This is a genomic window from Mycobacterium sp. BMJ-28 (genome assembly GCF_054404835.1).
The window spans coordinates 2,336,049-2,359,127 of the sequence record NZ_CM136783.1 but is presented as its reverse complement, the minus strand read 5'-3'; the positions used below and the strand labels follow the sequence as shown (position 1 = coordinate 2,359,127).

The 23,079-nt window shown below is 61.5% G+C and carries 19 protein-coding genes and 2 pseudogenes; 12 read left to right on the top strand and 9 right to left on the bottom strand.

Going from position 1 to position 23,079, the window contains the following annotated elements:
- Nucleotides 1–6: 6 nt before the first annotated feature.
- The gene (locus ACXPWS_RS11615) at nt 7–2,586 is read left to right on the top strand and encodes an alpha/beta hydrolase fold domain-containing protein (RefSeq protein ID WP_458712572.1); all 2,580 of its coding nucleotides are present in this window, start codon (nt 7–9) and stop codon (nt 2,584–2,586) included.
- On the opposite strand, the gene ACXPWS_RS11610 is transcribed toward ACXPWS_RS11615, so the two are convergent.
- The gene (locus ACXPWS_RS11610) at nt 2,587–4,332 is read right to left on the bottom strand and encodes a helix-turn-helix domain-containing protein (RefSeq protein WP_458712571.1); all 1,746 of its coding nucleotides are present in this window, start codon (nt 4,330–4,332) and stop codon (nt 2,587–2,589) included.
- A 143-nt stretch (nt 4,333–4,475) separates the two neighbouring features.
- Between ACXPWS_RS11610 and ACXPWS_RS11605 the strand changes: the two genes are divergently transcribed.
- The 5 genes from ACXPWS_RS11605 to ACXPWS_RS11585 are packed head-to-tail and all read left to right on the top strand — an operon-like array spanning nt 4,476 to nt 10,018.
- Nucleotides 4,476–5,969 (top strand): aldehyde dehydrogenase family protein, encoded by a 1,494-nt coding sequence (locus ACXPWS_RS11605; RefSeq protein ID WP_458712570.1) that lies wholly within the window; start codon nt 4,476–4,478, stop codon nt 5,967–5,969.
- Between the two features lie 38 nt (nt 5,970–6,007).
- Complete coding sequence (locus tag ACXPWS_RS11600; protein ID WP_458712569.1) at nt 6,008–7,375, top strand: MFS transporter; 1,368 nt, start codon at nt 6,008–6,010, stop codon at nt 7,373–7,375.
- Nucleotides 7,372–8,562, top strand: coding sequence for an FAD binding domain-containing protein (locus ACXPWS_RS11595; protein WP_458712568.1), 1,191 nt, complete (start codon nt 7,372–7,374; stop codon nt 8,560–8,562). The genes ACXPWS_RS11600 and ACXPWS_RS11595 overlap by 4 nt, the downstream gene beginning before the upstream one ends.
- A 29-nt stretch (nt 8,563–8,591) precedes the next feature.
- Nucleotides 8,592–9,038 (top strand): cupin domain-containing protein, encoded by a 447-nt coding sequence (locus tag ACXPWS_RS11590; protein ID WP_458712567.1) that lies wholly within the window; start codon nt 8,592–8,594, stop codon nt 9,036–9,038.
- A complete protein-coding gene (locus tag ACXPWS_RS11585) occupies nt 9,035–10,018 on the top strand; it encodes an amidohydrolase family protein (RefSeq protein WP_458712566.1) in 984 nt (327 codons plus the stop codon). The genes ACXPWS_RS11590 and ACXPWS_RS11585 overlap by 4 nt, the downstream gene beginning before the upstream one ends.
- Before the next feature lie 29 nt (nt 10,019–10,047).
- On the opposite strand, the gene budA is transcribed toward ACXPWS_RS11585, so the two are convergent.
- The gene (gene budA, locus ACXPWS_RS11580; protein WP_458712565.1) at nt 10,048–10,845 is read right to left on the bottom strand and encodes an acetolactate decarboxylase; all 798 of its coding nucleotides are present in this window, start codon (nt 10,843–10,845) and stop codon (nt 10,048–10,050) included.
- A gap of 24 nt (nt 10,846–10,869) precedes the next feature.
- Nucleotides 10,870–12,612, bottom strand: coding sequence for an acetolactate synthase AlsS (gene alsS / locus ACXPWS_RS11575; protein WP_458712564.1), 1,743 nt, complete (start codon nt 12,610–12,612; stop codon nt 10,870–10,872).
- Nucleotides 12,613–12,770: 158 nt separating this feature from the next.
- Here alsS and ACXPWS_RS11570 point away from each other — a divergent pair.
- Nucleotides 12,771–13,010: pseudogene (locus ACXPWS_RS11570) on the top strand (integrase core domain-containing protein); the annotation flags it as partial.
- Between the two features lie 328 nt (nt 13,011–13,338).
- Entirely contained in the window at nt 13,339–13,845 is a 507-nt protein-coding gene (locus ACXPWS_RS11565; RefSeq protein ID WP_458712563.1) for a hypothetical protein, read from the top strand.
- A gap of 268 nt (nt 13,846–14,113) precedes the next feature.
- Here the strand turns inward: ACXPWS_RS11565 and ACXPWS_RS11560 are convergent.
- Nucleotides 14,114–14,326 (bottom strand): annotated as a pseudogene (locus ACXPWS_RS11560) (helix-turn-helix domain-containing protein); the annotation flags it as partial.
- 466 nt (nt 14,327–14,792) lie between these two features.
- On the opposite strand from ACXPWS_RS11560, the gene ACXPWS_RS11555 reads away from it, so the two are divergent.
- Together ACXPWS_RS11555 and ACXPWS_RS11550 are read left to right on the top strand one after the other, a co-directional pair.
- On the top strand, nt 14,793–15,914 hold the full coding sequence (locus tag ACXPWS_RS11555; RefSeq protein ID WP_458712562.1) for a DUF4062 domain-containing protein: 1,122 nt from the start codon (nt 14,793–14,795) through the stop codon (nt 15,912–15,914).
- Nucleotides 15,915–15,944: 30 nt separating this feature from the next.
- Nucleotides 15,945–17,012: a hypothetical protein gene (locus tag ACXPWS_RS11550; protein WP_458712561.1), complete on the top strand. Its 1,068-nt coding sequence runs from the start codon at nt 15,945–15,947 to the stop codon at nt 17,010–17,012.
- On the opposite strand, the gene ACXPWS_RS11545 is transcribed toward ACXPWS_RS11550, so the two are convergent.
- The 4 genes from ACXPWS_RS11545 to ACXPWS_RS11530 form a co-directional block, all read right to left on the bottom strand.
- On the bottom strand, nt 16,932–18,275 hold the full coding sequence (locus ACXPWS_RS11545; RefSeq protein ID WP_458712560.1) for a tyrosine-type recombinase/integrase: 1,344 nt from the start codon (nt 18,273–18,275) through the stop codon (nt 16,932–16,934). The genes ACXPWS_RS11550 and ACXPWS_RS11545 overlap by 81 nt on opposite strands.
- A gap of 2 nt (nt 18,276–18,277) precedes the next feature.
- Nucleotides 18,278–18,880, bottom strand: a complete 603-nt coding sequence (locus ACXPWS_RS11540; protein ID WP_458712559.1) for a recombinase family protein — start codon at nt 18,878–18,880, stop codon at nt 18,278–18,280.
- A 326-nt stretch (nt 18,881–19,206) separates the two neighbouring features.
- Nucleotides 19,207–19,830, bottom strand: coding sequence for a hypothetical protein (locus ACXPWS_RS11535; RefSeq protein ID WP_458712558.1), 624 nt, complete (start codon nt 19,828–19,830; stop codon nt 19,207–19,209).
- Between the two features lie 81 nt (nt 19,831–19,911).
- Nucleotides 19,912–20,130, bottom strand: coding sequence for a hypothetical protein (locus ACXPWS_RS11530; RefSeq protein WP_458712557.1), 219 nt, complete (start codon nt 20,128–20,130; stop codon nt 19,912–19,914).
- Between the two features lie 278 nt (nt 20,131–20,408).
- On the opposite strand from ACXPWS_RS11530, the gene ACXPWS_RS11525 reads away from it, so the two are divergent.
- Both ACXPWS_RS11525 and ACXPWS_RS11520 read left to right on the top strand, forming a co-directional pair.
- Complete coding sequence (locus ACXPWS_RS11525) at nt 20,409–21,614, top strand: hypothetical protein (RefSeq protein WP_458712556.1); 1,206 nt, start codon at nt 20,409–20,411, stop codon at nt 21,612–21,614.
- Nucleotides 21,615–21,617: 3 nt separating this feature from the next.
- Nucleotides 21,618–21,791: a hypothetical protein gene (locus ACXPWS_RS11520; protein WP_458712555.1), complete on the top strand. Its 174-nt coding sequence runs from the start codon at nt 21,618–21,620 to the stop codon at nt 21,789–21,791.
- Between the two features lie 35 nt (nt 21,792–21,826).
- On the opposite strand, the gene ACXPWS_RS11515 is transcribed toward ACXPWS_RS11520, so the two are convergent.
- Nucleotides 21,827–22,705: a hypothetical protein gene (locus ACXPWS_RS11515; protein ID WP_458712554.1), complete on the bottom strand. Its 879-nt coding sequence runs from the start codon at nt 22,703–22,705 to the stop codon at nt 21,827–21,829.
- Nucleotides 22,706–23,079: the final 374 nt, after the last annotated feature.

The window sequence follows — 23,079 nt, the reverse complement described above, 5'->3', positions numbered from 1 at the left end:
GAACCGGTGGCCGGACACGTAGAGCCGGTAGAACTCGACCCCGCAGCGCGCATGTTGTTGGCCGCGGGCGGCAACGTTGAGGCGCCCGCCGCGGCCTCGACCGTCGCTGCCACGGACTCCGATCACGAAGAGTGGACGGTCGTCGATTGCGAGCACGCCGGGATCGTCAGGGTACGGGTCGTACGGCCCACGGCGATCACCGATCCCGTTCCGGCGATCGTCTACGTCGGCGGGGCAGACCTGTTGTCCGGCGCTGTCGTCACCCGTGCTCGATTGGTACAGCATCTGGTCCAGCACACCGGTGCCGTCGTTGTCTGTCCCGACTACACCTCAGCCGGCGACGACCGACATCGTGCGAGCGTCGATCGCCTCTACGCGGTGTGCCGGTGGGTGAAGACCCATGGTGCCGATCACGGCATTGACCCCGCACGGATGGCGATCGCCGGTGATTCGACAGGCGCCACACTGGCCACCTCCGTGGCGGTGATGTCACTGCATCGCAACGATTTCGAATTGCGCTATCTGGTGGCGTTCTGCCCGCTCGCCGACCCCACCATGGACACGGCATCACAGCAGATGTTCGCCGACGGGTTCCTGCTGTCGGGCGATGCGGTGCGACGGTGGTGGCACCGGCACACCGGCGGCACCGTCTCCGCGATGGACGAGGCATCCTTGGTGGGCGCGGGCCACGAGCGTTTCGTCGGTATGCCACCATCCCTGATCGTCACCGCCGAAGCCGATCCGGTCCGCGACGAAGGCGAGGCACTGGCCCGTCTGCTGCGGCAGGCGGGCGTGCCGACCACCTCGGTGCGCTACGGCGGCACAATTCACGACTTCGTCGCGCTCGACGCACTGGCCGATACCACCTCTGCGACAGCAGCGTTGCGCCAGGCCACGTCTTCCTTGGCCGAGGCGCTGGACTGCTCGGCGCGATCCGGCGACAACCCGGCCGCCCCGATTCTCACCGACGATCAATGGAAACAACTGACCACCTACGGGTCTCGTCATCGCGTCGAAGCCGGTGCTCCGCTGTTCGATGCGGGCCAGGCCGGGTGCGACATGATCGTCGTGGAGAGCGGCACCATCGAGGTCGTCCGTCGCGCCACCCCCGACACCGCTGAAACGGTGGTCGCCCACTACGGGCCGCGGCAGTTCAGCGGGGAGTTGAATCTGTTGACCGGACAAGCAACCTACTTCGACGGGCGGGTGTCCACCGCGGGCGCGATCCTGCGCATCGATCCGCTCGAATTCCGTCAGTTGATGGACGAACAACCGGATCTTTCCGATGTGATCCTGAGGGCCCTGGTCGCCCGCCGGCAGAACTTGCTGACCCGCCAGGCCAGCACCATCGAGGTGCTCGCGAGCACGCCCTCATCTCGCACGTTGGCGCTGCACACCTATCTCGACCGGTTACAACTACCGTTCACCTGGACCGACTACCACTCGGAAGCCGGGATTCGGCTAGCCCGTGAAGCCGGCCTCACCGCGACCGATCTGCCCGCAGTCGTGACGGCCGAAACTGTGCTCCGTCGCGCCACACCTGCACAATTGGCCGACACGTTCGGGTTCATCCGAAGCGAGATCGACGACTCCGACCTCGACGTCGTGGTGATCGGCGCCGGACCGGCAGGTCTGGGAGCCGCTGTCTACGGGGCCTCCGAGGGTTTGCGCACGCTCGTGCTGGAGTCCGTCGCGCCTGGCGGTCAAGCGGCGCGCAGTTCACGTATCGAGAACTACCTGGGATTCACCTCCGGTCTCAGCGGTGCCGACCTTACCGGCCGGGCGACCATCCAGGCGCAGAAGTTCGGGGCCCGCATCGACTCGCCGCGCCGCGCCGCCGGTATCAGCCCCGCTGGGGACCGGATCCATGTCCAATTGTCCGACGGCGCCGTCATCACCACTCGCGCGGTGGTGATCGCCACCGGCGCACACTACCGTGGCCTGCCGTTGCAGCGCTGGATCGATTTCGAAGGCGCCGGAATCTACTACGCAGCAACCGAACTGGAGGCACGAAGGTGTGCCGCTGCGCCGGTGACCGTCGTCGGCGGAGCGAATTCGGCCGGCCAGGCCGCCCTGTTCCTCGCCGATCGAGGCAGCACCGTCGATCTCTGCGTGCGCCAGTCGTCGCTGACGGCGGGGATGTCGGCCTATCTCGCGGACCGGATCCTGGCCCATCCCAGGATCACCACACGCACCCGCACCGAGGTGACCGGTCTCGACGGCGACGAACACCTCACCACGATCACCACTGCCACCGCCGCTGACGGCGGCGACATCGTCACCGCCAGGCGCGAATGCGTGGGCCTGTTCTGCTTCATCGGTGCCGCGCCGGCCACTGACTGGCTCGCCGGCGTGCGCCTCGACGATCATGGCTTCATCCTCACCGACGCCCAGATACCTGATGATGCACTGGGTCCCGAGTGGGCGGCACTCGGGCGCCGACCGCTGCCTTTCGAGACGAGCGTGCCGGCGATCATGGCGGTCGGCGACGTGCGGTCCGGCTCGATCAAGCGGGTCGCCGCTGCGGTCGGCGAGGGATCCAGCGCCATCAGTTCCGTCCACGCCGCCATGCCCGCCAGGCGGTGATCATCCGATGGAGGTGACGTCCTGCACCGTGAGCGCCGCGCTGAAGCCGACCACCACCGTCGGGTCACCGAAGTCGACGCCGCACAGTGTCTCGATACGCCGGATCCGTTGCGTGACAGTATTGGGATGAACGTGCAGGACGCCCGCAGTGGCATTGCGATCGAGCTTGCAGGCGAAGTATCTGCGCAACGTCGTGACGAGATCGGTGTGATGGGCGGCGTCATACGCCGTCACCGGGCCGAGGGTCCGGTCGGCGAAGGCTGTCAGTTGCGCTGGGTCGTCCAATTGCAGCAACAGTCCTACGACGCCCAGATCGCCCAGTCGGACAACGGTATTCGTTCGGCCCGCACGCACCGCGATGTCCAGAGCCCCCTTCGCCGTACGGTACGACTCACCGTAGGTGGCAGAACCGGGTGGCGACACCGCCAGCGTTGCGGCGGTGCCGGGTGCGGCAGCGGCCATGGCCCGCCGGACCGCAGCCGCCGCGTCCTCGACTGTGCTGTCGCCGAGAGGCCACATCGTGACGACATCGCCGCGATGCATGGCCGACAATGGGCGGGGGCGCTGTGCCGTCGCGAGTTCGGTGACCGCCGACAATGCCCGCTGGTGCAGCCGGTTGTCGGCAGACTCACCCGCGACCGTCAGGGCTCCCACCATCGCGGCATGCGGCCTTCTCAGATCGTGGCCGAGCCGATCGGCCCGCTGCAACAACTGCTCGGACAGCACCGACCCGGTGGCCAACAGATCCGCCAGCAATTCGCCTCGCAGCCGGTGTTCGACCTCGACGGCGGTGCGCATCCGCAACAACTCCAGCGAGATGACGATCGACGCGTGCTCGACCGCGCGCACACCGACCGGATCGAGCTTCGAATCACGTTGCGGAAACCAGATTCTGGCTGCGACATCGTCATCGAGTCGGGCGACCGCGACGAAGCACCGGGACGGCTCCTCGGCATCAGAGCTCACCAGCACCGGAGTGGATGCGGTGGCGGACGCTATGGCCGCGGCGGCGCGCCACTGCGCATCCGGCAGTTCGCCGGTGTCACCCGATGTTGCCAGGACGGCCTGATCGGTGTCGTCGATGAGTACGGGGCGACTGATCAATTCGGCGAGCACCGCGGCGATTCCGCTGAGGCCACCGGAGCGCAGCGTGACCGCGAGCAAGCGCTCATGGATCTGCTCGGAACGTGTCAGGGCATCTCGCTGGTCGCGCAGCGATTCATTGAGTTGCCGCAACTGGTCGAGGCGGCTGGCCGAAGTCAGCGCGATCGCGGCGTGATTGGCCAGCAGCGTCAGCCGCTCGATCTCGAAGCCGGTGAAGGTGTGCACGGGCGTGTAGTAGCCGTTGATGGTGCCGAGGACTTCCTCGCCGGCCACCAACGGAACGCAGATGATCGCGCGGTATCCCTGTTCCAGGGCAACACCGCCCCACGGTGTGAATTCCGGTTCATGCGCGATGTCGCGCAACGCCACCGGCCGGGCGGTACGAAACGCCTGACTCGACGGCGAGCCGCTGGCCAGGCCGATCGGTCGATCACTGTTGACGCGTTCCACGTAGTCCGCCGACAACCCGCTCCAACCGGTGATGAGCAGGTTTGCACCGGCCGCGTCGGGCGTCAGTACCCCGACGAAGTCGAACCCCAGCAGGCTGCGAGCGGTTTCCGCAACCAAGTCCAGAACATGGCGCAGATCGGTCGCCGACGTGGAGACCGCGCTGAGTTCACGCAGCGCACTCAGCCACGTCACGAGCTCCGAACTCGGCCGACCAGCCGCGTCTACTCCAGCCATGTGGACAGAATGCCATCGATATGTAGCTCACAACACGTGATCTCAATAATCATGTGTCCACTGACATTGAGCCCGTGGGTCCGTGTGACCACACTCATAACATGACCGAAACCATCCACGACATCACCCGGCCCGACGAAGCGCCGTCGAGGTCAAGCGTGCGATCGATCGTCAATCCCGCCACGGGATCGACGATCCGCACCGTGCCCGAACAGGGGGCCGCCGGCATCGACGCCGCCGTCGCCGCGGCCCTGGCCGCTTTCGAGTCCGGGCCTTGGCCGTCGATGGTGAGAAGCGAACGCGCACGTCTTCTGCTGCGCATCGCCGATGCGATCGAGTCCGCGTCCGAACGGCTTTACACGCTCGAAGCAGTCAACAACGGCCGACCGATCACCGAAACCCGCGCTCAGCTGTCCCGGGTACCGGAGTGGTTCCGCTACAACGCGGGCCTGCTGGCGGCGCAACGCTCAGCAGTTCTCCCCGGCGACGGGCCCTACCTGACCTACCAGCAGCGGCTCCCCCTCGGCGTGTGCGGAATCATCACCCCGTTCAACCATCCCCTGCTCATCCTGGCCCGCAGCGTGTCCGCCGCCCTGGCCAACGGCAACACGGTCGTCGTCAAACCCTCAGAACTGACTCCACTGACCACCCTCGCGCTGGCCGACATCATGTCCGATGCGGGCTTGCCCGACGGCGTGGTCAACGTGGTCACAGGTGCCCGGGAGGCCGGCGCCCGGCTGACTCAGCATCCCGACGTCGCCAAGATCACGCTGACCGGCGGAACCGAGGCGGGCCGCGCCGCAGCACAAGCCACCGCGGCCCGATTCGCCAGAGTGACAGCCGAACTCGGGGGTAAGACCCCGGTGATCGTCTTCGACGACGTCGATCCCGTCGACGCTGCCGAAGGCGCGGCGTTCGCCGCGTTCGTCGCCGCGGGCCAATCCTGCGTCGCCGGTTCACGGTTCCTGGTGCAACGCCGCATCTACGACGAGTTCGTCGACGCACTGGCCGACCGGGCCACCAACATCCGAATCGGTGACCCCACCCTTGCCGATACTCAAATGGGGCCATTGATCAGCGCACGCCAACGCGACAAGGTCAAGGACCTGATCGACGTGGGAGTGGCCGAGGGCGTCCGACTCGCGGCAGGCGGCGGTGTGCCAGATGTTCCGAAGCCGTTGCGCGACGGATTCTTCCTGCAACCCACGGTGCTCGCCGATGCCACCATCGACATGACCGTCGCCCAGCAGGAGATCTTCGGGCCCGTCGCGGTGATCATCCCGTTCGACGACGAAGACGATGCGGTCGCGATGGCCAACGACAACCGGTACGGCCTAGGCGCCGGGGTGTGGACGCGCGACATCGCACGAGGGCACCGGGTAGCGTCGCGCATCTGCGCAGGCATGGTCTGGATCAACGACCACCACCGCCTGGAACCCTCCCTGCCCTGGGGCGGGGTCAAGGAATCCGGCATGGGCAAGGACGCGGGAACCGAGTCCTTCGACGACTTCTCGTGGATCAAGACCGTCGTCACGCGCATCGCCGATACCCCCGTCGACTGGTACGGCGGACGCGAAGACGGGCGGCTCAACTAATGAATTCCGCACTGCCCGAACGTGGAAGGGCCAATCCGATGACACCTGACACATCTCGGGGTTGGCGCAGCGAAATCACCCGAACCCAGTGGCTGGTGCTGGCCGGGACGACGCTGGGATGGGGTCTGGACGGCTTCGCCGGGAGCCTCTACATCCTGGTCCTCGGACCTGCCATGACCGAACTGCTGCCCAACACCGGAGTGCAGGCCGGTCCGGCTGCCATCGGCTACTACGGCGGATTGACCGTTGCACTCTTCCTCATCGGATGGGCGACCGGCGGCATCCTGTTCGGGCTGCTCGCCGACTACTTCGGCCGCACCCGGGTGCTCTCGATCGGCATCCTTACCTACGCCGTGTTCAGCGCACTGGCCGCATTCGCCGACACCTGGTGGCAGCTGGGCCTGCTGCGCTTCGTCGCGGGCCTGGGTTCAGGTGTCGAGGCTCCGGTCGGGGCCGCGCTGATCGCGGAGACGTGGCGTAACCGGCACCGTGCCCGTGCCTGCGGGATCATGATGTCCGGCTATGCAGCCGGGTTCTTCGCCGCCGCAGCGGCGTACGCTCTGCTCGGCAACCACGGCTGGCGGCCCATGCTGTTCCTCGCCGGCGTTCCCGCGTTACTGGTGTGGTTCATCCGCAGGTATGTGCCCGAGCCTCCCGAGATCGAATCGCACATGGCCGCGCGCCGCGAGCGTAAACGTCTGGGCACCAGCACCACCGAGGATCGATTCGCGTTACGCAGATTGATCGCGCCTCCTCTGCTGCGGCCCATGCTTGTTTGCACGGCGCTGGCGACCGGGGCATTGATCGCCTTCTGGAGCGTCACCACCTGGTACCCCCAAATCCTGCGCCAGATCAGTACGGCCGAGGGACTGCCACGCGAGGTGGCGGATCATCGGGTGGCCATGGCCGCCATGTTGTTCAACGCCGGCGGCATCATCGGCTACGCATCCTGGGGATTCATCGCCGACTGGATCGGGCGGCGCTGGGCATTCCTGCTGAGCTTCGCGGTGTCTGCCGTCACCGTCGCGTGGACATTTCCCTTCGACCGCGACTACGCCGAGTTCCTGCTCGCGATGCCTTTCCTCGGTTTCGGGCTCTTCGGCGCCCTCTCCGGAACCTTCATCTATGCCCCCGAACTTTTCCCACCCAGCGTGCGCGCGACGGCTCTGGCCGTGTGCAACAGCGTCGGTCGATACATCACCGCACTGGGCCCGCTCACCGCCGGCGCCATCGCGACCTCGTGGTTCGACGGCGACCTCGGCCTGGCCACCGCGTCCGTGGCCGCCCTCGGCCTCGTCGCCGTCATCGGACTCGCCTTCGCAAGCGAAACCCGCGGCCATGCACTGCCAACCGACCCAACCCCCCAACCGACCATCCCCCAACGCGCCGAGAAGAGCACATCATGACCCACTACACCGAAGCGTCGGCGATCGTCGTCGGCGGCTCCATCGGCGGCCTGACCACCGCACTGCTGCTGCGGGACCTGGGATTCACCGTCGACGTCTACGAACGCACCCCCGCCGCCCTCGACGGCCGTGGCAGCGGCATCGTGTTGCAGCCCGACACCGTCCGCTGGTTCACCGAACGCAGCACACAGGACCTCGCTGACCTGAGTACGGCGACCAACTACGTGCAATACCTCGACCGCTCAGGGGAGCTGCTCTACCGCGAAGAATGCGTCTGGACCTACACGTCCTGGGGCACGTTCTACCGCGCTCTGCTGGCCGACTTCGGCACCGAGCACTACCACTACGGTGAATTCGCCTGCGGATTCAGCCAGGACGAGCACAGCGCCACAGTCCGCTTCGTCAGTGGCAGAACAGAATCCGCCGACCTGATCGTGTTCGCCGACGGCGTGACCTCCGTGGCACGCCAGCGATTCGACCCCCAGGCAGCGCTGCGTTACGCCGGCTACATCGGCTGGCGCGGCACCGTGCCGTTGCGCGACCTCGAGCCCGCCACCCAGTCGGTTCTGCAGGACGCCATCACCTACGACGTGATCCCGCACTCGCACATCACCATGTACCCCATCCCCGGCGAGAACGGGCTCGGTCTGGAAGATCGCCTGATCAACTACGTCTGGTATCGCAACGCTCCCGCCGGACCCGATCTGAACGAAATGCTCATCGACAAGCGCGGCTTTCCCGGATCTGTGTCGGTACACCCCGGGCAGGTCCAGGACAGCTACGTCAGGGAGATGAAAACAGCCGCTGCCGAGGCTCTGGCGCCGCAGGTCGCCGAAGTGGTGGCCGCCACCGAAACGCCCTACCTTCAAGTGCTTTCCGATGTCCGCTCCGCTCGGATGGCCCAGGGTCGAGTCGCGCTCATCGGCGATGCTGCCTGTGCGGCCCGGCCGCACGCGGCAGCCGGTACAGCAAAGGCTGCCGCAGACGGCTGGGCGCTGGCGGCAGCGCTGAGCGATGCGGGCGGGGACATCGCCGCCGCCCTCACCAAGTGGGAGCCCGCTCAGCTGCAACTGAGCGATGCGCTGCTGCGTCGCGTCATTGCCATGGGCGAGCGTTCCCAATTCACCAACACCTGGACGCCCGGCGACCCGGATCTCCGCTTCGGCCTGTACGGGCCGGGACTCTGACACCACACCATCAAAGGCAAGGAAACCCGATGACCGATAACAGTTTTCTGACCGATCTCCCGCTGGCCGGCGACCTTGTCGCCACCGGTTTCGACAGCTGGCCCGACTGGCTCAAGGACGAATTCGGCCAACACGCCCACGACGGTGAGGTGGGATCGCGCCTCCTCAGCGAGGATTCCCGCGTACGCGTGTGGGAGATCCGGCTGGCCCCAGGCGAACGCTGGCATGCGCACCGTCACGTCCTGGACTACTTCTGGACCGCCATCAACGCGGGCAGCAGTCGCCAACACACCCATGACGGAACGACCCGCGAGGTCAGCTACGTTGCCGGGGAAACACGCCACTTCCACTTCGGGCCGGGCGAATACCTGCTTCACGATATCGAGAACATCGGTGACAGTGAGCTGATCTTCACCACCGTCGAACACCTCGACAGCGCCAACGCCGCTCTGCCGATTGCGAACCCCAGCGCATGATCACCCGTCCCCTGCAACCCGGCGTCATCGACGTCCATGCCCACTGGTTGCCCCGTGACCTGTTCGAGTTGCCCGGCACCGGACCCCACGGCACCATGCACGACCGCGACGGACAGCTCTACCTCGGCGACCTTCCGTTGTCCATTGCGACCAGCTCAATGAGTGACGTCGACGCCATCCTCGCCGACATGCGCCGCGCCGATGTCGGCGTACGGGTCCTGTCCGCGCCGCCCTTCGCCTTCCCGCTCGAACCCGGCGCGGATGCCGACGCCTACGTCGACAGCTTCAACAGAGCGCTGGCCGACGTGGTCACCGACGGCGCGGGCGCCCTCCTCGGACTCGGCATCGTCACCCTCGCCGACCCCGAGGCAGCCACCACGCAGATGCAGGCCCTCGCTGAGACGGAAGGCATCGTCGGCATCGCGATTCCCCCGCTGGCCCACGGTCAGTCGCTCGACGGACCGATGCTGAGTCACGTGCTGCGCGAGGCGCAGCGCCTCGAACTCGCGGTCCTCGTGCACCCGATGCAGCTGCCCCGCCCCGAATGGGCGAGCTACTACCTGACCAACCTGATCGGCAACCCGGTTGAATCCGCCACCGCCGTGGCCTCGCTGATCCTCAGCGGCATCAAGGATGAACTACCCGGCTTGCGCATCTGCTTCGTCCACGGGGGTGGCTGTGCCCCAGGTCTTCTCGGGCGCTGGAATCATGGCTGGACGATGCGTGCCGACGTCCGTTCCGCCCTGAGCAGGCCGCCTCGGGAGCCGTTCGCCGAACTGTTCTTCGACACCGTCACCCATGACACGCACGAGCTCGAATTACTCTGCGCGCTCGCAGGGCCCCACCGTGTCGTGTGTGGCAGCGACTACCCCTTCGACATGGCAGAAGCCGATCCGGCCCGCTTCGCCGTCGAACACGGCCCGGGGCGCGCAGCGCTCCGCCGCGCCGCAATGGACTATCTCGGAATGCCGTCCGAATAGCCGTCGAGTCGATTCGACCTAGACAGAGGTCAGCCGCCTTCGGCTTGTCGTACCTGAGCATCAATGGACTCAGAAGACAATGCGGCAGAAAGGAATGACTGCGACCGGGGCAGGCTGAGGTGAACATCGTTGGCCGTGTCGATGTGCACGGTGCCTGACTCAAGAGTGAAGTCCAAGGCGTGCCCGCCGCGACGCTCATCGGCGGACAGGAAGTGCAGGTGATATCCCGCTACGGAGATGCCCTGCTCATAATCCGGGGTGAGATACCCCGCCAGCGTGCCGCTGACGCCGGTGAACTCCGCTTCGGCCTGACCCATGGTGGCCTCGGTCAACGGCGGATACGGTACCTGCTGCCGGGCCACCGTGCGCGTCCGCATATGGGAGAAGCGCCCGCTGACCTTGATGGCGTGAATCACGTTGACGCTTGTGATGTTTGCGGTGATCAAGTCCCCGAGTTCGGCGCGGGTGGCAGGGCGATCGACGGTGATTGATGCCTGCGGGCGAAACCACGTCACTACCGCGAACGGGGTGAGATCGTCCGATCGGGCGCGCGTCGCAGTACCGTCTGAGCGTAGGCGATGGCAGACGCCGTCCAGCACGATCATCTCGCCATCGAGTTGATTGAACGTGCCCAGTCCGAAGTCCCCGTGGCTGATCAGTTCGGCGATGGTGACATCGCCGTCGTACACGCCCGCCAGCAGCGCCGCCATGGTGGAGGTTTGAAAGACGCTGTGCGGCTGACGATGCCGGGCCCCAATGTGGGCGTGAACCTCCTCGGCCAGGCGCATCAGCCCGCCACGGGATCCGCGATGTTCGTTGTCAGACATGACCGCAGCCCTCCTGTCGGGTCGTCAGTGAAATGGATCGGCGGGCAGGTGCGCAGCGAGCTCGAGGTTATGGCTGTAGTCGACACCGACGTCGATGATGGACACGCCTTCCTCGTCCGTCGCTCGCTGCAGCGCTTCGACGAAGCCCTCCATTGTGGACACCCGGTAGCCCCGCGCACCGAACGCTGCGGCGAACCGCTCGGTGTCGTAGTCGCCGAGCTGCACCCCGGACTTACGGCCATACTTGAGCACCTCCTGAAAGCCCACCATGTCGTAGGTGTTGTCGCGCAGGATGATGTGGGTGAATGACAAGCCCAACCGATGAGCAGTCTCCAATTCCTGCGCCGAGAACAGGAATCCACCGTCGCCCGACACGGACACGATCTGGGTGCGGGGGCGGACCAGGGCCGCGGCCATCGCCCACGGCAGTGCCACGCCCAACGTCTGCTGGCCGTTCGAGAACAGCAGGTGACGAGGCCGGTACACCCGAAAGTGGCGGGCCATGTAGATGTACACGGAGCCGATGTCGCAGGTGATGGTCGCGTCGTCGTCGAGGTGCTCGCGCAGTGCGAGCACGATCGCCGCCGGCGCCAGTCCGTTGTCAGAGGGTTCCTTGCGGCGCGCCTGCTCATCGATGCTGTCGAGGCGCTGCCGCTGCTCATCGATGTCGGCCCGGACGGCGGTGCCCAGTGACAAGCCGCCCAACGCCGGTTTGAGGGCACGCAGGGTCGCCGGGATGTCGCCCCACAACTCGACAGCCGGTCGGTAGTGATTGTCGATATCGGCGATGACCGAATCGATGTGGATGATCGGGCGCGCCGGATCGGGGTTCCACAAGACCGGGTCGTACTCGACCGGGTCGTAGCCGATCGCCACCACCACGTCGGCGCGGGCGATCACCACGTCACCGGGTTGGTTGCGAAAGAGCCCGACCCGACCCAGATAGTGCCGCTCCAGTTCGCGCGAGATGACGCCGGCGGCCTGAAACGTCTCGACCACCGGGAGATCAGAGCCCGCGATGACCTCGTGCAGCGCCGCGCACGCGGCGGGCGAAGCGCCCCGTGCGCCGACCAGCAGCACGGGGCACGTTGCCCGCGCGAGTATTTCGGCAGCCTGCTCGATGTCCTCCGAGCGAGCCGGCCCCTGCACGGGCACGTTCGTCACCGCGCCAATATGCGCCGTAGTGCTTTGCGCCGCGACATCGGCGGGCAGCACGAGCGCGGCGGCGCCACACGGTTCGGCCGCGGCCGCCCGAAATGCATTCACCAGCGCCTCTGGCACGTTGTCGGCGGCAGTGACCTCCCCGGTGTGCTTGGTCACCGCTGCGAGCAGGTCGGCGGCGTCCAGCGACTGGTGCGTGCGCTTCAAGCGATCGGCGCGCGGCACCGCTCCGCAGATCGCCACCATTGGGTCCTGCTCAGTCGTCGCGGTCAACAATCCCGTGGCCAGGTTGCTGGTTCCGGGCCCCGACGTCACCAGCACGACACCGGGTACGCCTGTCAACCGGCCGACCGCCGCAGCCATGAACGCGGCATTCTGTTCATGGCGGCAGACGACGATCTCGGGGGTGCCGTCGACCAACGCGTCGAATACCGCGTCGATCTTCGCCCCGGGCACACCGAATACGTAATCCACGCCGACGGCTTCGAGAATCTCGACGACGCGCTGCGCCGCGCGAACCGGCGGCGATCCCGTGTTCGAGCGGATGCCGTCGCCCGCAGGATTCAGAGTATCGGGGATACCCGCTGCGCCGTTGTGCCCCAACATGCGCAGAACTCTGCCGACGTACGGTGCGAGGGCGCATCAGTCGAGTGACTGACGATCTCGGACGTGTACCGCTCGCCGCGCGTGCTCGGTCGTGTGGCTGCACCGTTCCACGATGCGCATGACACCGGCGCCGAGTCGGCTGGGAGGTCAACGCCTGAATTGAATCCTTCAACGGCAGGCTCGGTGATGAACTGCTCAACCTGTGGCGCTTCGACTCGCTGCTGGAAGCCCGGGTGATCATCGAGGACTGGCGTCGCGATTACGACGCCAACCGGCCCCACTCCACCCATGGCGAGCTCACCTCAGCCGAGTTCGCTCTACAGTGGACCACGACCCATCAACCCCAAGTCGCATGGCGACTGGACCACCAAACGGGTCCACCTCAGGTGCAGCGATGACGAAATCTCGCGTCCGCCACAGTCCACCGTTCGCCGTTGGACCTCAGCCACCCGCCCAGCAAGACGGCAGACCGATGGGACGCGTCAGCAAACTGCTCGCACGGGACAGGTCCGCCCGCGACGAGCCCCCTCAGCTACATTCCCAAAGCTTCCCTCACGAGCACTTGCGTGGGGCACGGACCTTGAGTTCAGTCGTCAGCCGGACCGCATCCGTTAGATGCATCGGAAGTCAAGAGGGCAGAGTCGAGTAGTTGGCTACTTGCGCAGCGCCCACGTCCTCGACTGATCCTGGATATACGGAATCCATTACGGTGCCAAGGAGCAGTCCATGAGACACGACACCCAACTCGACGTCGGCGAGCTGCTATGCCCAATCCCCTGGTGGTGGATCGACCTGGTTCATCCACACCGCCGACTGGATGACCTCATCCGCGACGCACACATCCCAGTACTTCACGGTGACTACGTCCCGCCGCGCGATGATCCACGCCCGCCCCCACTGGGCGTGGAAGTAGCCCTGGCAGTCCGCAGGCACATCGCCGTCGCCACCAGTCTCGCCGCTGCCGAATCTGAGGTCGAGCGCGGATACGCCATGATCCGCTCCCTCAGTACCCAGGAAGGGGCCCAGCGCTTTACGAGCATCAACGGGCTCACAGCCCAACCGCTGGAGCCAGGAGAGCAGCCTCGCGGGCCGAGGTGGCGCCGGCCCATCCAGAAGCTCATTGCCGCGGAACTCTTTGCCGCTAGCCTCGCGACTGTTGACACTGACTTTGCGCAGCTTCTCCGTGCCACCGCTGATGCGGCGGCCGATCTTGCACTACAGGAAACCCCATAACGTAGTGGGTCAAGAACGCCGGAAATCTTAGCTGGATTGGTGTCGTCTGTTCGTCTGACATTCGCTGCCATTCGCCGCCATAAAGGTTCAGCCGATCTACCGTGAGGCCTGCGTCATTTGGCCAGTACGGCTGCCTACGCCGTGGAAGCCATCCGCGTGTTCGAACATCTCAACTTCCGCAACCGCATGCGCAACGCCGCCCGCAGGAAGAAGGCCACAGCGGCCAGAGAGCCCCCGCTGCTCCTAGAGAAGCCGACCGTCATCTCCGGACCTCAGCAGACATCTGATGCGGACACGACACCGGCCGATGCGACCGATCCATCAACCCCTCAAGCCCCTCGGCCTCATACCGGGCCAACCACGCATGCAACGCCTGCCGCGACACCCCTACCTTCGCCGCGACCTGCGAAATCGACAATCCATCGCTGATCACTGCCAACACAGCCTGATACCGCTGCTCAGCCACGCTCAACTCCCTCATCAAGGGAGTCAACCGAAGCAACTGCCAAGCATCAGCCGAAACAACGTCAACCATCAGCCGGAGTAGAAAAGTCACCCATCAACCGAGGTAATACACCTCTGAAGTGGGGCGGGCGGGGCTCGAACCCGCGACCAAGGGATTATGAGTGAGCGACTCCCCCGAAAATCTGGCCGATCTGGAGTCACAGCAGAACGCTAGCAAGGTTCAACTGATAGCAATGAATCCGCAGGTCACTGTATGTTCTGAGTTCAATCTGAGCATTCAAAACTGATTGCACAATCAACATCGCAGGCCAGGGCCACCAAGGCGGGGGTGCGTAAGACTTGCGTAACGCTTTCCCTGCAGACGGGTTTGCTAGCCGGATCGCGAATTGAATGGTCGCCACTGCAGTACCACGAAACGGCAGGACACGCAGAATCCGCGTAGATGGACGCGTCACGACGACCAACCGTGCAAATATGTCTGCATGGAGATTCGTCACCAGGTTTTCGTCAGTTCCACATACGTAGACCTAATCGAAGAGCGGCAGGCAATCATCCAGGCATTATTGGAGCTTGAGTGTATTCCCGCGGGAATGGAACTCTTTGTTGCTACAGACCAGGATCAATGGGACCTCATCAAGGGTGTCATAGATTTAAGTGACTACTACTTGCTAATTATTGGCGCACGCTACGGCCATGTCACCGATGAGAATATTAGCTATACCGAAAAGGAATACAACTACGCAGTGGAGTGCGACAAACCTATTATTGCATTCGTTCACGCAAATCCCGACAGCGTGCCGCAGGGCGTAACTGATAAAGATATCGAAAAAGCTAAAAAGCTAGACGAATTCCGTGCGCGGGTGAGAAACGGATCAGACGGTAAGCGTCGAAATGTCGGAGAATTTAAAACAGCCGATGAACTGGCAGCCAAGGTATCGCGCGCAATTAGCAATGCAATGCGCAAATATCCGGGCGTCGGTTGGGTGCGTGGGGATCAAGCAATGACTGTTGAAAAACAGCAAGAAATTATAGATCTCAAACAAAGAATCACTACTCTTGAAACAGAAAAACTAGCGGCAGAAAAATCTCTAGTTGAAGATGTGGAAGAATTAGCGCAAGGCCCAGGCGAAATCACCCTTAGGCTCTATGTGAGTGACACTAGTTTCCCTGCAAAGGAACGTGCCGAGACTTTCTACGTGAAAGCTCGAACCACATGGGACGCACTATTTAAGAGCGTCGGCCCGCTGATGATAGACGAAGCTACCGAATTAGAAGTAAGGAAGCGCCTCAGGCGACATCTTTGGAGCACAAATTGTCTAAGCGATGAAGATGTCGAGACCATCAGAGGCTTGGACTACTCCATGGACTACGACGTCTTGGAGAATAGTTGGGACTTAGTACAGCTACAGCTGCGATCCCTAAACTTGGTCGACACTGGAGTAAAGCGACGAGAACTAAAAGACTATAATAAATACCTAGGGCTCACGCAAAAGGGTCAACGTCACCTAATGCGGTTGCGTGCCGTCAGAAAAGGCGTAGACCCGGGCGCGGACAACTACGTAAGCGAAGACCGGGAGGGCGAAGAAGACCCCGATGATGAATAACGCGGTTAAGATTGGTCAGGCGCAGAGCCGATGAGTCCTGATAATCGAAAGTTCCTGACCGAGGCGCTCTACGGAGTAACGGTATATGTTGACTATATTTCTCGGCCTCAGCAGCTATCCGAGCTTCAAAGTGTGACCTATGAAAGACCTCCGCACCTATATCTCATCACCCGGTTGCCGCTAATGAAATTAAACACTGAAACTGCCGCAATTAATGAGGAATTCATTGAGGGCAGCATAAAAATACAGCACGAAGATACTTTCACTGAATATCCATTCCACGCACCTCACCCGTTCGGCGCGGACAGACAAATTGTCAGTCACTGGCCGTATGACGAGTTTGTTGTTCATGACAGTGAAGGGCAGGAAATCGGCGGCGGCACCGTGGCGAATCTCGGTTTAATGTCAACGATTAATGTACCCGTCGCCGCAATGGACTATGAGGTACTGTACGTTGGCCAAGCCTATGGCGAAAACGGCGAACGAATAGCACCACACCGGCTCTCATCTCATGAAACTCTCCAGAAAGCGCTGGCCGAGAATCCACACGATAAACAGATATGGTTGATGGTTGCTTCCGTCAGTGATGAGAACTTCTTCCTAGAAATCGACCCGCGACCTCTAGCATCCAAGTCAAACGACGAAGACAATGATCACATCAGGGAACTTCTCGACGCAATTGACGATCCGCCGTTCGATGAGTCGATTGCGGTATCCATTGCGGAAGCCGGACTTATCCGCTATTTTCAACCGCAATATAATAAGATATTCAAGAACACATTTCCCACCTCGAACCAGAAGATGTTGGAAACCCTGCGGGAACTCGATTTACTTGGAATTGTGGTAGAGCTTCAAAGCCACGGAATACCGGTACTCTTAAGTTCAAATCGAGTGAAGCCACATGTATACCACGAAGCCAAATATTATATCCACTTGGACGGCGAGAATCGAGTTAGTGATTGGGCGATGCGCGATTGGCTGACCCCCCGAAAAATAAGTGCTCCACGCTTGGACCCATTACATACCAGCCGATTGACGGGTGAGTGCAATCACGTTTGTCTGCACTGCAACAGGTCGTGCCATACCGGCGGGTTGTGAAACGTCCTCGTTGATGTAGTCGCCGTAAACGTCCAGTGTGAGGGTGAAGGTGCTGTGTCCCAGCCACTTCGACACCCGCTTAAAATCGACTGCTGGACTGGCGCTGAGCAAGTTTACCGCGAATGAATGCCGCAGATCGTGCAAGCGTGCCGCTGGCAGAGTCAACGCGGTCTCCCCCGGCTGCATGAACCGCTTGTAGAAGTTGGATGGATCGATCGGTTCTGACCAATCGAACCGGTCAGCCGTGTTCTTCACGTTTCGGCCCGCAGCTTTGGCAGCCTTCAAATCCAATCGACCAGGGAACAAAGGCGCATTGGGATCATCGCTGCGTGGATGGCTCGCTAGGTAGGCGCGCAAATCATCGGCTAACCACGCTTCTAGCGGCACCGTACGCCGAGACTCATCCGTCTTGGGCGGTTCGGTATGCCATGAGACAACGCCGGTCGATTCATCGCGGCGCTTCGTTTTCGTCCGATCAACACGGACAGCGCCAGCTGTGCCAGCAAGGTCGCTGAGCGTCAGGTCGCGGATTTCTAGACCGGCTAGCTCTGCGGCACGTAGACCGGTGAACCCTGCGAACAGGATGAACAGCCCGTAGGTGGCCAATCCCTTGTTTCTGGTCACGTAGTCAGCCAGAGCCGCGATCTGATCAGGACGCAGCGGCGTGTGAGTGAACCGATTGCGGGCATTGCGCTTGCTTGAGGTGGAGAGCTTCACCAGGGCGGGGTTGGCAGTGATCGCGCCATCTAGGACGGCGACATTGCAGATCCGCCTCAGAACGCCAAGAGCCTGTTTTGCCGTCTTTGGGCTCCGCTTGGCCAACTGACGTTCTTCGCCGGGGGCGCTCCCTACGACGTACCTTGTGGACTCCCCCGACAACAGCGACGAGAACCACGCCGAAACGTCACTAGGCATGATCGAGCCGACAGGCCTTGATCCGAACACGTCCGCTATGTGTACCCGGTAGATGTCTCGGTAGCGGTCATGGGTCACTTTTCCGATGGTTGACTCGCTGGCATCAAAGTACCGCGATGCGTAGTTGCCCAACGGCAACGCGGCCTTGTCCCGCTTGGACGAAGGATCGGTGCCCGATTCAATCTCAGTCTCTATCGCTACTCTGCGACGTTCGGCAGCCTTGGCGCTGTCAACGGTCTCCGAGCGCTGTACGTACTGACCTTTGATCGGTGCGCCAAAATCATCGGTGGCGTGCTCACGCCATAGAACCCGGAACTTGCCATTGGGAAGCTCACGAACGTACGCCATGACTATCTGCCCTTCACTACTGACTGAATGGTGCTGACCTGCCAACTTCGCCCACCGCGTGCTGTCGGCACGTTGTCAGCGGTCAGACCTGCGGCGATTGCCCGAAGCGACCTACCGGCTTGGCGCTCTTTGCGTATGCGTTTGATGACCGCCGAATCAATCTCGACAGGACGGCCAAGGGTCACGCCCTGGGCTCGTTTGACGGCCAGAGCTTCACGGGTTCGTTCGCTGATGCGGTCACGTTCAAACTGAGACACGCTCGCGAACAGCGACAGTTGAAGCTTTCCGGCAGCAGTAGACGTATCAATGTCTAAGTCTCCGAACACGATTGACCAACCACGAACCGTTGCGGCCCTATCTATCTGGACCGCCACGACGACATCACGTGCCAATCGATCAAGTTTGGCGACAATCAGCCGGTCAGCTCGATTCGCATCAAGTTCCGCGATGGCACCCGACAACGCAGGCCGCGCAATCAATTCCTTTGTCCCGCTGACATTCTCATCTACGTACTCACCCACAACGACTAACCCACGAGCTTTCGCAATCGAATCGATTGCAGCCCTCTGAGCTTCAATACCGGTGCTCTGGTCATCGGTACTCACTCGTAGATACGCAACGGCTCTGTTGCCGTCCCTGATCCCCGGTGCCGTCATTTCCGCCTCTGATTGTGTACGTGATTCGACGGATTCTTGTACTGTCCGCGCTTCGCGTTGAACTTTCCGACCGGGAGCGGAAGATATCCACGATCGATAAGCTTCCGCGCGCGTTCGATGAACTCCGTTTGCGAAAGCGGTTGTGGTTCAGTCACTGTGGGCCTACCATCGAGATATCTACCTTCCGTTGCAAGCGATGCGTGGATGCCTGAGAGCCCCTAAGCGGTCCATCCCACCTGCTTAGGGGTTTCTCTTGTCCGGGCTTAATTGCTGGGTCAGTAGTCGCGATCCCAAAGGTCATCGAAAAAGTCACGTTTGCGAAACCTCTCGCGGTCAGGGTCTGAGAACCAACCGACGCACGCGGTGCACGCCTTGAAGATGCAGACGAATTCACCTTGCTTGATCGGCAGAATCTCTACGGCGTTGGTCTGTTCGCATTGGATGGATACGTCAACATCGCAGACGTGGTAACGGGTAAGGTAGCGCTCTGCCACATGCTTCCAGGTGAATTGCTCAGATAGCGGGAACAACACCGCTGTGTCAACTGCAAGCAACGCATACAAGCGATTCATCATTGATGGCTTTGACGGATCATATTGCAGACCAGCGTGTTCGCCCATCGCCGTCTCTGAGCCCACCATGAGGTTCAGACCCGCCCGGTAGCACTTTCGGATGGTCTCTAGTGCCAAGGCTCGACCTTCGGGGTCACGTTCTAACAGACCAACTCTCACCATCGAGTTGTCGGCCATCGTTTCTGCCATTGCGTCGATCTCCGGCCAGTCCAGAACAGCCGGTGCTCCCGCTTGACTGAGCGTCTGGTTGATCCGTTGGTGACTCTCGCGATTCGGTTCGTAGTGCTTGAACGGGTCGTAAGTGTTTGGATCGAAAATCGCGGTCATTCATTCCTCCCAGTTTGTTCGCAGGATCATCGATTGCGTTGTCATCCAACGACTCCAATTCACGCTCAGTTGGCGTAGTCATCAGAAGCTCTCGTTGAGCCACGCGTCGAGCGCCGACGTCGGCCAGTAAGCCTTGTGATCACGAATGATTGGACGCGCCAGCGTCTTCTTCTTGTAGACATGGTGAGTGATCGTGTCCACAGTGATGTGAGGGAACCGCTTCTGGCAATACTCGGCGGCTTGATCCTTTCTCAGCAAAATGTCTGGCACAGAGTCGATTTCGAGAACTGAATTTGCCATCACCAAAGAACCCTTCCAATTGATCGGGTGAACGGCCTGAACCGGCCTAGATCAGATCATTATCTCACGAAATACACTGGTGCACAATGGCACAAGTCGATCAACGCTTGACGCCGGGTCGCCGGTCAGGTGACAATGGCAGCACGGGCCACCCCCTAGGCAAGACCGCGAGCAGTGAAGCGTGAGCCGCCGTCCACCTGCGGACTGCCTACCTAGCCGGGACCACAGGGCCGCAGGTGTTCAGACGGTCAACCCGTACTCTTGCGAAAGGCGTTGATATGACTGTCTCGACTCATGAAGTCTCGAATGCTGTTGATTTCCTGCATCTCTGGAAGGTTCTACCCTATGGTTCCAGCGGTGGGTTCAATGTTGAATCTGACGCACTGCCGCGCGTAACCCACACCGCAGACGGGATCTTGCTGGAAGCAGTCTGGAATGAGCTTCAACAAGCCGTGACGGTCTGGAACGACCACCGATCCGCACTGAGTTCTCTACTGTCCTACTACACAACGCTTTCCGCCGACGCAATCCCTCAGAGCACGACTCAGGATCACTTTGAGCTCAGTACTGAGTTCGGAGAGCCCGAAGCGCTGCGAGCACCAAATGACTACCTACTCACCGGCTACAGCTTCAACGACTACGACAAGGCCAGCCGCTTCACTTGGCGCGCACTGCGATCCATGACCCAAGAACAGATCAGGGCTACTTTCAACTACGCGCTTGAGGCCGACAGTCGGTTGGTCAACGGAATGATCCTGCTGCGTCTGTTTTCTCCCGATCAGATCGAGAACGAGTTTGGAACCCCGGTCTATGGCCTCTACAACGCGGATAGTTTCCGCCCACCCGCGTATCTGGGCAAGACGTTCGGAACGAACCACCAGCACTATTTGGTGTCCGGTTCTACCCGCGTTGACTCTGGTGACCTCGACACCCTGATCAAAAGCGTACAAGAGCACGGCTACGGAGTGGACGCACAGTCTCAGTTGGTCCTGCTGTGCAACCCCGAAGAGGCAGAGGTCATCTCCACGTTTCGCGTAGGGACCGAATCGGCGACCGGTGTCTATCCGGCGCATGACTTTGTGCCGTCGGAAGGTGCGCCGGCCTTCTACTCGCCAAGTGAGATCGTGGGTCAGCGGGCACCGGAGAAGTTCAACCGCCTGCGCGTCTGGGGGTCCTATGGGCCTGTGTACGTCATCCCTGACGATTTGATCCCCGCTGGCTACCTCGCATGCGTGGCCACCTACGGCGAGAACAGCCCTTCGAATCTCCTGGCCGTCCGGGAGCACGAGAACCCGCTCTACAGGGGTTTTCGCCAGATTCCGGGCAACACGAACGGTTACCCGCTCATTGAATCGTTCTTCACCCGTTCGTTCGGAACTGGGGTGCGCCGACGTGGTGCCGCAGCGGTCATGCAGATCAAAGCCGCTGGTGAGTACGAAGCACCCGCTATTGCAGGTCTGAGCCCCGATGTGGTCCTGGTGTAGCCGATGACCAAATATGGCCGCAGCGGTGCCCAGGGGATCGGTAGCTCCTATGACCTCCCGCCGATTGGTTCGGCGGAGATTGCCGCCGCAGATGACGAACCAAGCGAGTTCGGACTACCAGAGGGCTACGTCGAACCTGACCAGTACCACGGCATGACGCCACCAATGAACCCGTAACGTGCGCGTAGACAGCGATTGGCGGGTCTGAGTTATCATTCTCCTAGTGAACGATTCTCCGCTTCTCCTGAATCGTCAGACACTTTGGCTTGGCTTCGAACGTCACCGGGAATTCCTCCGAACGCGTCCATAAGCTCTGTCGATATCCGAAGTTGACCCTTAGGTACCTTGTCAGATGGTGCGGTATGTGCACGCAGAATTTCCATTATTGCGGACAGTTTGTGCATTCTAGATAGACCTGCGTGATCGTTATCTCGGTCGCTATCGGTATCATTAAAATGTCCGGCATTGATTCCCACTAGAAATGACTTGTGGAAGTTTGGTGTCACTATCGTACCGGCCTGTTGCGGCGGCCCACCTGCCGAAGGCATTAGTTTCAGATCAATCGGCGCGAGGCCGCGTTGCGCCACGAAAACGGGGCTCCCAGAGTTTCCGCTGGTTGAAAACGCATCAAACAGGATTTGTTGGTTCCCGTCCAGGTTTGTAGTTGCGCCTGCACGTTTCCGGTAACTCCTCTGCGGATCGCTTGCGAGCATGCCCGAGCGGAAGATCGGCCGGGTCTCCAACCGGTCATACCAGACTGGATAGCCAGGGAAAACAACGAGTTCGCCCGGTTGGAGTTTATGCCAGAGTTGCTCACCGTCAACCATATGAGCCCAAGGGATGGCATGATTGAATGTAAATCCTTTCTCTAGCGAATTAGCGGGGAATATCTTATCGATACTGTTATATGGATAGCCCACTAAGTCTATATCGTCATCTATTCCAAAAGGCAGTATGGAAATATCGATTGATAGGTCGTCATGAGCTAATATTCGCGGATTCTTGATATTGAACTCGACTCTGAGGTCCTCAGAAATCCACAATACAACGTGGACCGTCTCTAATGTTGTTCCATCGTACTTCGAATCCACCCACGCCCTGTCGGTTAGATGGCGATTTGTAACAAGTCCAAATCGTGGGTCGCCAGGCGGGAATTGGACAATGAACCCGGTGCCGAATCCCTGATAGCGACAGTCTCCCAAGGCATAGTAATAGCTCATTGTAAGTTTGCAGGCCGCATAGAGTTGATCCGCGTTGAATCCCGTGTCCAATGGTTGCGCCCCGTCCGGATTCGTGTACTGGGTCAGTCAGTACACAATCTGCCATAGACCACCGGCATGGAGATGGTTTCCCGGGGATCAGAAGGTATCGGGTCGCAGACCCATTCCGCAGTTCAGGCGATGTTTGCCGAACTACCATTGTCTCAGACTTTGTAGCGTTCGATTGCGTAAGACTTGCGTAAATT